We start from the raw sequence: 14,158 nt of genomic DNA, 5'->3' as shown, positions 1-14,158 counted from the left end.
TGGGCGGAATAAAAAACAGAGGTGAACATCGTGGCATTACATGTCGTTTTATATCAACCCGAAATCCCGGCCAATACGGGAAATATCGCACGTACTTGTGCGGCAACAGACACAACGCTTCATTTGATCCGCCCGCTCGGATTCTCGACCGATGATAAAATGCTGAAGCGCGCCGGACTCGATTATTGGGAGTTCGTCAACGTCGTATATCATGATTCATTGGAAGAGTTATTTGAGGCATATGAGAACGGAAAGTTTTTCTTCATTACAAAATTCGGCCAAAAGCCGCACACATCATTTGATTACTCAAATACGGAGGAAGACTTTTTCTTCGTATTCGGCAGAGAAACGAGCGGACTTCCGAAAGAATTGATCGAAAACAATATGGACCGCTGCCTGCGTCTGCCGATGACCGAGCATGTGAGATCATTAAACCTGTCCAACACGGCCGCGATTCTTGTATATGAAGCGCTGCGCCAGCAAAATTACAGAGATTTGACGTGAAAAAAACGCCCGCATCCGGGCGTTTTTTTATTGAATAAAAAAGACGGACAGCAGCGGTTCACAGCATTTTTATATTTCAGGCTTAACAACGTAACAGTGTTATGTTACAATACTTTCATCGAAGGAGCTGGATTCATGGAGGAACAACTGATTTCTAAAAAAGAATTGCTGGAAGAAACATCAATCTCATACGGGCAGCTGTACCGCTGGAAACGGAAAAATTTAATTCCTGAAGAATGGTTTATCCGAAAATCAACATTTACAGGCCAGGAAACATTTTTTCCGAGAGCGGAAATATTAAAACGCATCTCAAAAATACAGAAAATGAAAGAAAATCTGTCTTTGGATGAAATGAGGGAAATGCTGTCTCCGCAAATGACTGATGTCAATATAACGTCTGCGGAGCTGCTTCAAAAGGGACTGATTTCAAAAGCCGCGCTGCAAGTTTATGGCGAAGACGGCGTGACATTCACGTCCCGCGCGCTGCTGTCTTTATATGTGCTTGAAGGGCTTTTGCAATCGGGCAATATCAGCCTTGAGGAAGGAAAATTGGCGGCAGGGGTGCTGAAAACGTATGAGGCTTCCGAACTGAAAGCGAATACGGAGCTTGTCATGCTCCGAAAGCTTGGCGTAACGACGTGCTTCATTGCAGACGCGGAACATATTTTATTTGAACCGACTGTCAAAGTGGTTGAACGGGTGGCGCTTGCTGCGGCATCGGAAGAATTAAAAACGAAATGGATGCAGGAGGACCATCAATGGAAGTAACAGATAAATTAATCATCAACGGTTCAGGAAGTTCAAAAGGAGGCCGTTTTCATACAGTGGAGATCAACGGAAGCGGCACGGTGTCAGGTGATGTGGAGTGCGCGAGCTTTTTGTTTAACGGCAGCGGAAAAACAGACGGACATGTCAAGACGCAAACGCTGACGATCAGCGGGTCGGGGAAAATTTCCGGCAGTGCCGAAGCTGAATCCATCCGTATCAATGGAACGGGTGTCATTAAAGGTGATGTCAAAACGGAGCGGCTGAACGTCGCGGGATTTTCATCTTTCGGCGGCGGTGTGAAAGCTGATGATATTTTCATATCCGGGAAAGCCGGGATTGAAGGCGATTGCGAGACAGAGACGTTCCGTTCGGAAGGCAAATGCAAGATCGGCGGCCTGCTGAATGCCGATGAAGTCAGTATTAAGCTGACGGCGGGAGAAAGCCATGTGAAAGAGATCGGCTGCCGCCATTTGAAAGTGATGAGCAGAAAGAGCGTGCTTACGCGTTTTAAGCTGATGCCGGCCCCGGTGCTGACAGCGGAGCTGATTGAAGGTGACATCATTGAATTGGCGGACACGAACGCGAAGACAGTCCGCGGAAATCATGTGCGGATCGGCGCAGGCTGCACCATTGGGACTGTGGAATACAGCGGCGATTTTACATGTGATCCTTCCGCTTTGGTTAACAAAGTCGTGAAACGATAGGAGGAACTGCGATGGAAACGACAAAAAAATTGAGTCATTTAAAAATGTACGGAGCCGGACACGCCTCCGGCGGCTCCTACCAAAATGTAAGCATTAAAGGGGAAGGAACTGTCGGCGAAGGACTTCAAAGCGAACGCTGCCGGATATTCGGTACGGGACTTTTTCTCGGAGATGCCGAGATCAACAGGCTGAAAATTTTCGGAGAGCATGAAGTTGCAGGAGATTTATCAGCACGTTCAGCAAATGTGATGGGCACATTGAAAGTCGGCGGCTCCATGCGTTTCGCCACGATGAGGCTGAAAGGACTTGCTGAAATTGGCGGCGGGGCCGCGGGAGAGCGGTGTCATATAAAAGGCAGTCTCACCGTCAGCGGTGATTGCCAGACGGAGCTGCTTCATGTAACAGGAGGTATCAATGTGGCGGGATTGTTAAACGCGGGGGACGTAAACATCCATTTGCGTTATGACCGAAGCCGCGTGAAAGAAATCGGCGGCACATCGATCACCGTCAGACGGAAACCCGGTTTTCTTAAACGGAAAGCCGGCACGCTTTCTGCTGAATTGATCGAAGGAGACGCAATTTACCTCGAATACACGGAAGCGGACATCGTCAGAGGAAAGCATGTGGAAATCGGCCCGGGCTGCAAAATCGGAAAAATCGAGTATCAAACAAGCTGCAAATCTCATGAAAAATCAACTGTCCAAGAACATATTCAAATATGAAACATTGTTATGTTGTACAGGAAAGGGTGCTCTTTATGAAGAGCACCCTTTTGCCGTTATTTGTTTTCAGGTTTGCTGTCGTAACCCGCCGTAAAAATGGATACTAAAAAAGTGAGAATGACCCCAAGTAAAATGATCGTTTTCATCATTTCTCCTCCTCTTTGCTTTTCCATTTGATGTCCGAGTCTGGATGAAACTGTATTTCTTTCATTATGAACGGTGCACCGGACCCTTGTCAATGACGGCCTTGTAACGTCTTTATTTTTAAGAAACGAAAAGCATGTATTATCACGTCACCGCATAGATTGTAACAAAGTACCTTATTTCTAGTGCATTAACCATGATAGAGGAGGTTCTTATGGATATATTAAAGAAAATTGAAAAGTACAGAGAGGAAGAGCAGCGTCTCAAATGGGAAGGGACGTTCGCTGATTATTTGGAGATCATAAAAGAAAATCCATTGGTCGCGCAGTCTGCTCATTCTCGCGTTTTTAATATGATAAAAGACAGCGGAATCGAGGAGGATGACGGTAAAAAGACATACAGCTTTTTCTCGCGGGAGCTGTTCGGCCTTGAGGAATCTCTGGAACGGCTCGTGGAGGAATACTTTCACCCGGCTGCCAAGCGGCTCGATGTAAGAAAACGGATTTTACTATTGATGGGACCCGTCAGCGGCGGAAAGTCAACTCTTGTCACCATGCTGAAAAAAGGGCTTGAAGCCTACTCATTGACAGACAACGGCGCTGTTTACGCCATTAAAGGCTGCCCGATGCATGAAGATCCTCTCCATCTCATTCCCCATCATCTGCGCGACGACTTCTACAGAGAATACGGCATCAGAATTGAGGGCAGCCTTTCTCCGCTTAATGTCATGCGGCTTGAAGAAGAATACGGCGGCAGAATTGAGGATGTAAAGGTTGAACGTATATTCTTCTCGGAGGATAAACGTACCGGAATCGGAACCTTCAGCCCGTCTGACCCGAAATCACAGGATATCGCCGACTTGACGGGGAGTATTGATTTTTCAACAATTGCCGAATACGGCTCAGAATCAGATCCGCGCGCTTATCGGTTTGACGGTGAATTAAATAAAGCGAACCGCGGAATGATGGAGTTTCAGGAAATGCTGAAATGCGATGAAAAATTTCTGTGGCACCTTCTGTCACTCACGCAGGAAGGGAATTTCAAAGCCGGACGGTTTGCGCTCATCTCAGCCGACGAATTGGTTGTTGCGCATACGAACGAAACGGAGTACCGCTCGTTTATTGCCAATAAGAAAAATGAAGCCCTTCACTCCAGGATCATCGTGATGCCTGTTCCTTATAATTTAAAGGTGTCAGAGGAAGAACGGATTTATGAAAAAATGATTTCTGAAAGTGATGTTTCTGACGTACACATCGCCCCCCATACATTAAAAGTGGCCGCGATGTTTTCTATTTTGACCCGGCTGAAGGAACCGAACCGCTCTGATATTGATCTCGTCAAAAAAATGAGGCTTTATGACGGAGAAAGCGTTGAAGGTTACAATTCCGTTGATCTTGAGGATATGAAGAAGGAATTCCATGATGAAGGAATGAGCGGAATTGACCCGCGCTATGTCATCAACCGCATTTCCTCAACAATTATCAGAAAAAATATGGAATCGATCAATTCGCTTGACGTGCTGCGTTCCTTAAAAGAAGGACTTGACCAGCATCCGTCGATCTCCGCCGAGGACAAAGAGCGGTATATGAATTTTATTTCCGCCGCCAGGAAAGAGTACGATGACATCGCTAAAAAAGAAGTGCAGAAGGCGTTCGTCTATTCATATGAAGAATCCGCTAAAACTCTCATGGACAATTATTTAGATAATGTGGAAGCGTACTGCAATAAAAATAAGCTCCGCGACCCGCTGACGGGTGAAGAAATGAATCCTGACGAAAAACTGATGAGATCCATTGAAGAGCAGATCGGCATTTCAGAAAACGCGAAAAAAGCGTTCCGCGAAGAAATCTTAATCCGCATATCCGCCTATGCAAGAAAAGGAAAACGCTTTGACTATAATTCGCACGAAAGACTCCGCGAGGCGATTCAGAAAAAGCTGTTCGCAGACTTAAAAGATGTGGTGAAAATTACGACCTCAACCAAAACGCCGGATGAGCAGCAGCTTAAAAAGGTCAATGAGGTAGTGGCAAGGTTAATAGATGAACACGGCTATAATTCGACTAGCGCTAATGAACTGCTGAAGTATGTCGGAAGCTTGTTAAACCGCTGATGTTTGATTTCATTGTGAGGCCCGTCTGTAAAAGGACGGGTTCTTTTGTCTGTTTTTCGCAATTGTTTGTCAATTGGAGAGTCCGGCCGGCATAAGATAAAAATAAATCTTTTCGCCGGACTTGTTTCATAAACAGGACCAAGCCGGAATACACATGTAAAACGACCATAACGGTTAAGGAGGGGAATTCATGTCCCGTAATGACAGCGGAAATTTTTTGATTTCAGAGGAAGACTGGTCCCTCCATCGCAAAGGCTTTGACGACCAGCAGCGCCACCAAAAGAAAGTACAGGAAGCGATAAAAAACAACCTTCCGGATCTTGTTACTGAGGAAAGCATTATTATGTCCAACGGAAAAGATGTCGTGAAAATCCCGATTCGTTCGCTTGATGAATATAAAATCCGTTATAACTATGATAAAAATAAACATGTCGGCCAAGGCGACGGCGACAGCGAAGTCGGCGATGTCGTCGCAAGAGACGGCGCAGATAAAAAGCAGGGAGCTGGAAAAGGCCAGGGAGCCGGCGATCAGGCAGGCGAGGATTATTATGAAGCGGAAGTTTCATTGATGGATCTGGAAGAAGCGCTGTTTCAGGAATTAGAACTGCCGAATCTGCAGCAAAAGGAAAGGGACAATATCGTCCATACCGATATCGAGTTCAATGATATCCGGAAAACCGGGCTGACAGGGAATATCGATAAGAAAAGGACGATGCTGTCGGCCTATAAACGAAACGCCATGACAGGCAAGCCGTCGTTTTACCCTATTTATCCGGAAGATCTGAAATACAAAACATGGAATGATGTGACGAAGCCGGAATCGAAAGCTGTCGTTTTAGCGATGATGGATACAAGCGGTTCGATGGGCGTATGGGAAAAGTATATGGCGAGGAGCTTCTTTTTTTGGATGACACGATTTTTACGGACAAAGTATGAAACGGTTGATATCGAATTTATCGCCCACCATACGGAAGCGAAGGTTGTGTCCGAAGAAGATTTTTTCTCGAAAGGCGAGAGCGGGGGCACCATCTGTTCCTCCGTTTACCGGAAGTCTCTTGAATTGATTGATGAAAAATATGACCCCGCCCGCTACAACATCTATCCGTTTCATTTTTCAGACGGAGATAACCTGACTTCGGATAACGCCCGGTGCGTAAAGCTCGTCAATGACATCATGAAAAAATCGAATCTGTTCTGTTACGGTGAGGTCAATCAATATAACAGGCATTCCACCCTCATGTCCGCCTATAAAAATGTCAAAGATGATAAATTTAAATACTACATCCTGAAACAGAAATCAGACGTATTTCAAGCGCTGAAAAGCTTTTTTAAAAATGAGGAATCCGGTGTAAGCAAAGCATCGTATGAAATATAAAGCCGAGTGAAGAATCGTGCGGCCGCGGTTCTTCACCCGGCTTTTTTAAATTAAAAATAAAGAGAAAAAACGGCATAAAAAAAATCCTTAAAAAATGAAACTTTTCTCTTTACAAACCTTCTTTCATTTATTAATATTTTATCTTGTGAACTATTATTAAGGGAATGAGGTGAAAATACGGTGATTGAATCAGAGCTCGCTTTGCTCAGTTTTGAACAACTGTTTGATACTTCCAGATCGATTTACAAAAAGCAGAAAATGATTCTGGAGACAGTTCTTGAACCTTTTGATATTACAGTGCTGCAGTATCTGCTGATGTTCAAAATACATAAGAGCAAAAGCACGCAGCTTTCAAGGCTGGCTTTGTCGCTTGATCTGAAACCGGCGTCTGTCACGAGAATGACCGATATTCTGTATAAGCGCCGCCTAATGGTTCGGAGCGACTATCACGACGACCGGCGTGTTGTTATGATTCAGTTAACCGAAGAGGGGGAAGAACTTCTAAAGAAAGCTGCTGTTCAATATGCCGAAAAAGCGGCGGTCTTATACCGGCAGCTCAATACCGCTGAACTGCAGTACCTGCGCAAGCTTGCGGAAAGTTTAACGAAGCTTGCAAACGGCTGTGCAGTGAAAAACGGAAAATAAAAAAATCCCCACATATTTTTATCATCATTCCACAAAATGATAGAGGAAGAAACGAAAGGAGAAAACAAAATGAACAGAGGACGTTTAATTCTGACCAACATTATCGGTTTGATTGTTGTTCTTGCAATTATAGGCGGAGGTGCTTACTACTATTATCAAAGCACACACTATGTAAAAACCGATGAAGCAAAAGTTGCCGGCGACATGGCTGCTATCACAGCTCCTGCTGCGGGTAAAGTAACTGACTGGAACCTTGATGAGGGGAAAGAAGTAAGCAAAAACGACGTTGTTGCAAAAATCAAAGGACAGCAAAATGCTGACGTAAAAGCCATCATGGATGGAACAATCGTGAAAAACGAAGTGAAAAACGGCCAAATGGTGCAAGCCGGTACGACAATTGCCCAGGAAATTGACATGAAACACCTTTACATCACTGCAAACATTAAAGAAACAGACATTAGAGACATTGAAGTAGGAAACAAAGTAGACGTAATTGTTGACGGCGACCCTAATACAACATTTGACGGAACAGTAGAAGAAATCGGTTATGCGACAAATTCAACATTTGATATGCTGCCTTCTTCAAACTCAAGCGGCAACTACACAAAAGTAACGCAAAAAGTTCCTGTTAAAATTTCACTCAGCAACCCATCTGACAAGGTGCTTCCTGGTATGAACGCATCTGTAAAAATCTCTGAATAATACAGATCAGTCATCAAACCATGAAGGGAGGTTGTCTTAGGTGGCTAAATCAGATAATCAAGTAAAAAGTCCTAAAACATTGCTTATTGTGCTTATGGCCGGGTTATTCCTGGCGATCTTGAACCAAACGCTTCTTAACGTGGCGATGCCGCACTTAATGACCGAGTTCGGTGTGAGTGCGACGACGATTCAGTGGCTTACGACCGGATACATGCTGGTCAACGGTGTTTTGATTCCGTTATCTGCGTTCTTAATTACCCGGTTCGGACAGAGAAGCCTCTTTCTCGTAGCCATGTTCTGTTTTACAGCGGGAACGTTAGTCTGCGGAATCGCGCCTAACTTCTCAACCATGCTGATCGGCCGGTTAATTCAGGCGGTCGGCGGCGGTATCCTGCAGCCGCTGGTCATGACAACCATTCTGCTTATCTTCCCGCCTGAAAGCAGGGGGAAAGGAATGGGGATTTTCGGTCTTGCGATGATGTTTGCTCCGGCGGTCGGACCGACTCTTTCCGGCTGGATCATCGAGCATTACACATGGCGCATTATGTTCTACGGCCTTGTTCCGATCGGGGCAATCGTTATAATCATAGCGTTCTTCCTCTTTAAGAACTTGGTGGAACCGCAAAAAATCAAACTCGACAGCTTGGGTGCGATTCTATCCATTGTCGGATTTGCCTCATTGCTTTACGGAGTCAGTGAAGCGGGCAGCGACGGCTGGGGAGATCCGATCGTGCTGTCTACCGTCATTGTCGGTGTCATCGCGATTGCCGCGTTTGTCATTCAGCAATTGCGCTCTGAAAAACCGATGCTCGACTTCCGGGTATTTAAATATGATATTTTCTCACTTTCCAGTGTGATTAACATCATTATTACCGTTGCGCTTTACACAGGAATGTTCCTGCTTCCGATTTACCTGCAGAACTTAGTCGGCTTTACGGCGCTGCAATCGGGCCTCTTGCTATTGCCGGGCGCGATTGTCATGCTGATCATGTCGCCGATATCCGGTATTCTGTTTGACAAAATCGGTCCAAGACCGCTTGCGATTATCGGGCTGATCATCACGGTCGCAACGACATTCCAGTACACAAAATTGACAATTGACACACCTTACACGCACATTATGCTTGTCTATGCCATCCGCGCATTCGGTATGTCACTGTTAATGATGCCTGTTATGACAGCCGGAATGAACCAGCTTCCGGCACGGTTGAACAGCCACGGCACGGCGATGAGCAACACGCTCCGCCAGATCAGCGGTTCAATCGGAACAAGTTTGATCACAACGATTTATACGAACCGTACGACAATGCACTATTCGCAGATTGCGGATAAAACGAGCACGGCTGATCCAAGCTTCATGCAGTCGTTCCAAAGCGCGGTTTCGAATTTAATGGTCAACATGAACATGTCGCTTGATGCGGCGAAACAAACCGTTTATTCTTATCTCTACAAAACAGCTTCACTTAATTCCAACGTTATGGGGATTAATGACGCGTTTATGTGGGCGACGATCTTTGCGGTTATCGGCGTAGTCCTGAGCCTGTTCTTGCGTGACGTACGGAAAGACAAACAGCGGGCGAAGAAAAAAGAGGAGCTGTCATTGCTTCCGGCCCCTAAAGAAGTGAAGGAATCTTAATCATCTGAATGGGAGGTTTCCTGAATGAAAATTTACGTAGTGTACGATAGTGAAGGCGAACATACAAAACACCTTGCTGAAGCCATTGCCGAAGGAGCACGAGAAAACGCTGAGGCTGAAGTCCTGATCGATCATGTCGATCAAGCAGACATCCGCAAGCTGAAAGACATGGATGCCATTATCTGGGGATGCCCGGGACACTTTGGCACCATCAGTTCAGGCTTAAAAGCGTGGATTGACAGACTCGGCTATCTGTGGGCTGAAGGCGAGCTGATTGATAAAGTCGGCGCCGTATTCTGTACGACGGCGACAACACATGGCGGATTAGAAATGACAATGCACAATCTGATCACTCCTATGTTTCACCAAGGCATGATTGTTGTCGGACTTCCCGGCAACGTTCCTGAAAACGCGCTGTACGGCTCTTACTACGGTGCGGGCGTCACATGCCCGGTTGACAGCGATGTGCTGATGACGGAAGAAGGCCTTCAATTAGGCCGTGCGCTTGGCAGACGTGTCAGCCAAGTCACAGGTAATCTAACTGCCGGACGACAGTAAGGAGAGGGTTATATGGCCATTATTATAGCGGTTATTGCTGCTGTCATTGTGATTGCACTTCTTATCACATTCAATGTCCGCAGCACTTCTGCAGGACAGGATGTCAAAGAAGAAAAGAGAGAAGCGATCGGCACTACAGCCGAACAGCCGGAAAAGCATGATCCGGCCGAGGAGCGCTCAGCCGAGCATGCTCCCGTCGTTGTAAAATCTGAATCTCCCCGTGAGAAAAAGAATACAATGGGCGATGATGTGTACCGTCAGGCGCTTCAGAAGTTTAAGACTTCTGAGACGGATCAGGAACCAAACGATCCTGATAGCGGCGGCAAAATGCAGGATAGCAGCTATCGTGATGCGCTGCTCTCCTTAAAAAATAAAAAGAAGTAATTGAAAAGGCAAATCTGCGTAAGAGCGGATTTGTCTTTTTTTATTGAAGATATTGTAATACGTGATGATCTAGTGTACTATGTTACTCATACACTTGATCCGAATGGAGAGAGAAAGAATGACATCGTTTTTAGGTTTGCTGAAAAAAGATGCGAAAGTTTCATGGATTTGGCTTGCGGTGTGGCTTTGCGGCATGATTTGCTGGGCGTTTGCAGCCCATGTCATCGCTGCCCGTCAGAAAGAACCGCTCGTCATTTTCGGCTTTTTTACGGCAATGGGGTTTTTTCAATTTCTTGTAGCGCCGCTTTTTATGTACTATCACCTTCATAAAGAAGGAAAAAATCAGCTGTGGCTTTACAATCCGAATGGAGGATTTTATCTGCTGGCTTCCAAGCTGACGGCCTCACTGCTGTATCAGTTGATCGGGCAGCTGGCGCTGACCGGTTACGGCATTTGGATGTACCGGATGCTTTCTGCAAAAGGAGCGCTGGAACACACCATTCCCCTGGCCGGCACATTAACCGGACTGAATGCTTACCTGCTGATCAGTTCAGCGTATTTATCTGTGATCGTGGCCGTCTTTTGGACTGTTTTTCACTCATTAAAACATGTTCCCGTCCTCCGTTGGGTGATCTGCATCGTGCTTGCGTTTGTCTGGACCTATATTGACGATAAAATCATTACGCCTTTCACTTCATCTCAACATGATTTATGGCCGGTAAAAGTGTATGCGGATTTTGATTTTCACTATACAAAATTGACCGGCTGGACGGTGGAGCTGAAGGCCGTCCACATCTCGCTTTTCAGCTTCCTGGCAGTGATCGTGCTTGCGGCGCTCTGTCTCGCGCTGGCCTCTATGCTGCTGAATCGAAAGGTTGAGGTGTAATGATGGAGAATGAATTTCAGTCATCCAAGCCGATTTATCTGCAGATTGCCGATCGTGTATATTACCGGCTGATCCGAAGTGAGCTTTCACCGGGGGACAAACTGCCGTCCGTAAGGGAGATGGCCGTACAGATGAAAGTGAATCCGAATACGATACAAAGAACGTACAGTGAAATGGAAAGGCTGGGGATCGTGGAGACGAGAAGAGGACAGGGAACCTTTATAGCGGAAAGGTCCGATCTGAAAGCGGAGCTGAAAGACAGGCTGACTAAAGACGTTTTCAAACGCTTTATTCAGGAAATGGCGGAGCTGGGGTTATCTCCTGAGGAAATGATCGACGGGATCAAACAATATGCGGAGGAAGGAAACGATGAATCTTGATTTTGAAGGCGTAACAAAAAAATACGGCCGCAGGCTCGCGGTCAGCGATGTATCATTTTCATTGTCTCCGGGTAAAATCTACGGAATTTTAGGGCCGAACGGAAGCGGTAAATCAACAACGCTTAAAATGCTTGCCGGGCTTGCGTTCCCGACCTCGGGCGCCGTCCGGATCGGAGATTGCGCAGTAAGCAGGAACATGCTGTTTCGTACGGCTTATTTAACCGAACATGATATGTTTTTCGCCCGGACGACCGTCGGTGATATGCTCACATTTTATCATTCGCAATTCCCGGATTTTCAGCTGGAAAAAGCACATAACCTATTAACGGAAATGAATCTTTCAGCGAAGCAGAAGATAAAAGAGCTGTCCAAAGGCAGCCGGGGCAGGCTGAAAATCGTTTTGGCCCTGTCGAGAAAAGCATCCGTCATTCTGCTGGATGAGCCGTTTTCAGGTCTTGATCCGGCGGTCAGGGAGTCGATTGTCAACAGTCTCGTATCTTATATTGATTTTGACAGCCAGATCGTCGTCATCGCCACGCATGAGATCGGCGAGATTGAGACGCTGTTAGACGAAGTGATGGTTTTCATAAAAGGGAAAATCGCTGAACGGCGCGAGGTCGAAGAAATTCGGGAACAGGAAGGAATGTCCGTGCTGCAATGGTACAGAAGCGTCATGCAGGCGCACGAAATAGAAGGGGGATTCTAATTGGAAACGGTATTAGAACTGCAACAGGTAAAGAAAACGATAAAAGGACGAACGATTATTCATGATCTGAGCTTCTCCGTCCGGGCGGGCGAAGTGTTTGGGTTTCTAGGGCCGAACGGAGCGGGGAAAACCACTACGATCAGAATGATGGTCGGATTAATGAAACTGTCTCAGGGAGACATCGTAATCTGCGGGGAATCCATTACGAAAAACTATGCAAAAGCGGTCAGGCACGTCGGAGCCATCGTGGAAAACCCGGAGCTGTACAAATTCCTGAGCGGTTATAAAAATTTACAGCAGTACGCAAGGATGGTAAAAGGCGTTACGAAAGAAAAAATAGATGAGGTCATCGAGCTCGTCGGGTTGCAGGACAGAATACATGACAAAGTAAAAACCTACTCTCTCGGAATGAGACAGCGTCTCGGCCTCGCCCAAAGCCTGCTGCATAATCCTAAGGTGCTGATTCTGGATGAACCGACAAACGGCCTTGATCCCGCGGGCATCAGGGAAATCAGGGACCATCTGAAAAAGCTGACACGTGAAAAAGGAATGGCTGTCATCGTCTCAAGCCATCTGCTGTCAGAAATGGAGTTAATGTGCGACCGAATCGGCATTCTGCAAAAAGGGGAGCTTGTCGATATTCAAAAAGTAAGGGATGAAGGAAAAGAGGATAAAGATACATACTTCTTCCATATTGAACAAAGAGAAGAGGCTCTTGCCGTTCTGAGTCAGTTTGACTGTGTGAAGAAGACAAACGGCATTGAGATCAAGCTGTCAAAACAGGAAGTGCCTGATGTGATTTCACTGCTCGTCCGTGAAAACATCCGCTTATATGAAGTGAAAATCATGACAAAATCTTTGGAAGACCGTTTCTTGGAGATTACCGGCGGGACGAAAGAGGAGGTTCAATATGTTTAAGCTGATCTATAATGAATGGATAAAAATTTTCAGCCGCGTCGGCACGTGGGCTATGATTGTAATTTTAGGCGTTTCGATGATCGGTTTTGCGCTTCTGTCAAACCATTTCACCTCGAGCGAAGCCAATCCGAATTGGAAACAGGAGCTCCAGGCCGAAAACAAAGAAATGAAACAGCAGATGAAGGAAACCGGAAACCAGACGCTCATTGATAACCTGAAACAGAATGTCGCGATAAATCAATACCGTATGGATCATAACATCCCTGAGGATACAGGGTACACAGTGTGGTCATACGTAACTGATTCTTCGATGATGACTGTTTTGACCGGGCTGTTTACGATTATCATTGCCGCAGGCATCGTGGCGAATGAGTTCAACTGGGGGACGATCAAGCTGCTGGCTATCCGTCCGCTCAGCCGTTTTCAGATTTTGCTTTCTAAATATATGACGGTGCTGCTGTTCGGACTGCTGATGCTTGTGATTTTATTTGCCGGCTCCGCTCTGTTGGGATTGGTCTTTTTCGGTACAGGGGGAGATACTGCAGCTGATGTTCATCTCGTATACAAAGACGGCCATGTTTTTGAGCAAAATATCATCGCCTTCCTCGCTAAAACATATGTCTATGAATCTGTCTCCGCTTTTATGCTTGCGACGATGGCGTTTATGCTGTCTGCGGTATTCCGGAACAGCTCATTAGCGGTCGGATTTTCTATTTTTCTATTGGTTATGGGAAACACGGCGACTGTATTTCTTGCCACGAAATTTGAATGGACCAAATATATTTTATTCGCCAATACGGATTTGTCGCAATATATGAACGGGACTCCTTTAGTAGAGGGGATGACGATGACATTTTCGGTTGTGATGCTTGTGATTTACTTCGTTATTTTTCTGGCGCTCGCATTCGGCGTCTTCTTAAAACGCGATATTGCCACCTGATATAAAAAAGCTGTTTTGCCTTTGCAAAACAGCTTTTCGTTTTAGATGAAAAAAACCCTGCCGGCGTACACCGGCA

Annotated in this window: 16 protein-coding genes; all 16 read left to right on the top strand. The window is 45.9% G+C overall.

Going from position 1 to position 14,158, the window contains the following annotated elements:
* The first annotated feature begins 21 nt into the window (after positions 1-21).
* The 16 genes from trmL (at position 22) to NQS30_RS10265 (ending at position 14,082) form a co-directional block, all read left to right on the top strand.
* The gene (gene trmL / locus NQS30_RS10340) at positions 22-504 is read left to right on the top strand and encodes a tRNA (uridine(34)/cytosine(34)/5-carboxymethylaminomethyluridine(34)-2'-O)-methyltransferase TrmL (protein WP_007610253.1); all 483 of its coding nucleotides are present in this window, start codon (positions 22-24) and stop codon (positions 502-504) included.
* A gap of 135 nt (positions 505-639) precedes the next feature.
* The gene (locus NQS30_RS10335; protein WP_015417094.1) at positions 640-1,272 is read left to right on the top strand and encodes a YhbD family protein; all 633 of its coding nucleotides are present in this window, start codon (positions 640-642) and stop codon (positions 1,270-1,272) included.
* Positions 1,263-1,976, top strand: a complete 714-nt coding sequence (locus NQS30_RS10330) for a polymer-forming cytoskeletal protein (RefSeq protein ID WP_012117144.1) — start codon at positions 1,263-1,265, stop codon at positions 1,974-1,976. The genes NQS30_RS10335 and NQS30_RS10330 overlap by 10 nt, the downstream gene beginning before the upstream one ends.
* Positions 1,977-1,987: 11 nt before the next feature.
* Complete coding sequence (locus tag NQS30_RS10325; protein WP_015239455.1) at positions 1,988-2,698, top strand: hypothetical protein; 711 nt, start codon at positions 1,988-1,990, stop codon at positions 2,696-2,698.
* A 358-nt stretch (positions 2,699-3,056) separates the two neighbouring features.
* Entirely contained in the window at positions 3,057-4,952 is a 1,896-nt protein-coding gene (gene prkA, locus NQS30_RS10320; protein ID WP_003155391.1) for a serine/threonine protein kinase PrkA, read from the top strand.
* Between the two features lie 190 nt (positions 4,953-5,142).
* A complete protein-coding gene (yhbH, locus tag NQS30_RS10315) occupies positions 5,143-6,327 on the top strand; it encodes a sporulation protein YhbH (protein ID WP_012117146.1) in 1,185 nt (394 codons plus the stop codon).
* Positions 6,328-6,507: 180 nt separating this feature from the next.
* A complete protein-coding gene (locus NQS30_RS10310) occupies positions 6,508-6,972 on the top strand; it encodes a MarR family transcriptional regulator (protein ID WP_003155389.1) in 465 nt (154 codons plus the stop codon).
* 36 nt (positions 6,973-7,008) lie between these two features.
* Complete coding sequence (locus NQS30_RS10305) at positions 7,009-7,674, top strand: HlyD family secretion protein (protein ID WP_007610259.1); 666 nt, start codon at positions 7,009-7,011, stop codon at positions 7,672-7,674.
* Positions 7,675-7,714: 40 nt separating this feature from the next.
* On the top strand, positions 7,715-9,310 hold the full coding sequence (locus tag NQS30_RS10300; protein WP_012117147.1) for an MFS transporter: 1,596 nt from the start codon (positions 7,715-7,717) through the stop codon (positions 9,308-9,310).
* Between the two features lie 24 nt (positions 9,311-9,334).
* On the top strand, positions 9,335-9,868 hold the full coding sequence (locus NQS30_RS10295; RefSeq protein ID WP_003155386.1) for an NAD(P)H-dependent oxidoreductase: 534 nt from the start codon (positions 9,335-9,337) through the stop codon (positions 9,866-9,868).
* 12 nt (positions 9,869-9,880) lie between these two features.
* Positions 9,881-10,252: a hypothetical protein gene (locus NQS30_RS10290; protein WP_003155385.1), complete on the top strand. Its 372-nt coding sequence runs from the start codon at positions 9,881-9,883 to the stop codon at positions 10,250-10,252.
* A 118-nt stretch (positions 10,253-10,370) separates the two neighbouring features.
* Positions 10,371-11,138, top strand: coding sequence for a hypothetical protein (locus NQS30_RS10285; protein ID WP_012117148.1), 768 nt, complete (start codon positions 10,371-10,373; stop codon positions 11,136-11,138).
* Between the two features lie 2 nt (positions 11,139-11,140).
* Positions 11,141-11,518 carry a GntR family transcriptional regulator gene (locus NQS30_RS10280; RefSeq protein ID WP_007408436.1) on the top strand — a complete coding sequence of 126 codons (378 nt, stop codon included), beginning with the start codon at positions 11,141-11,143 and terminating at the stop codon, positions 11,516-11,518.
* Positions 11,508-12,224 (top strand): ABC transporter ATP-binding protein, encoded by a 717-nt coding sequence (locus NQS30_RS10275; protein ID WP_015239456.1) that lies wholly within the window; start codon positions 11,508-11,510, stop codon positions 12,222-12,224. Before NQS30_RS10280 ends, NQS30_RS10275 begins: the two co-directional genes overlap by 11 nt.
* Entirely contained in the window at positions 12,225-13,142 is a 918-nt protein-coding gene (locus NQS30_RS10270) for an ABC transporter ATP-binding protein (RefSeq protein ID WP_012117151.1), read from the top strand. It begins immediately after the preceding gene.
* Positions 13,135-14,082 carry an ABC transporter permease gene (locus tag NQS30_RS10265; protein WP_218791537.1) on the top strand — a complete coding sequence of 316 codons (948 nt, stop codon included), beginning with the start codon at positions 13,135-13,137 and terminating at the stop codon, positions 14,080-14,082. The genes NQS30_RS10270 and NQS30_RS10265 overlap by 8 nt, the downstream gene beginning before the upstream one ends.
* The last annotated feature ends 76 nt before the right edge of the window (positions 14,083-14,158 follow it).

Origin of the sequence: Bacillus sp. B1(2022), assembly GCF_040259625.1 — a bacterium.
In the GTDB taxonomy this organism is placed as follows: domain Bacteria; phylum Bacillota; class Bacilli; order Bacillales; family Bacillaceae; genus Bacillus; species Bacillus velezensis.
This window is presented reverse-complemented; position numbering and strand designations above follow the sequence as displayed.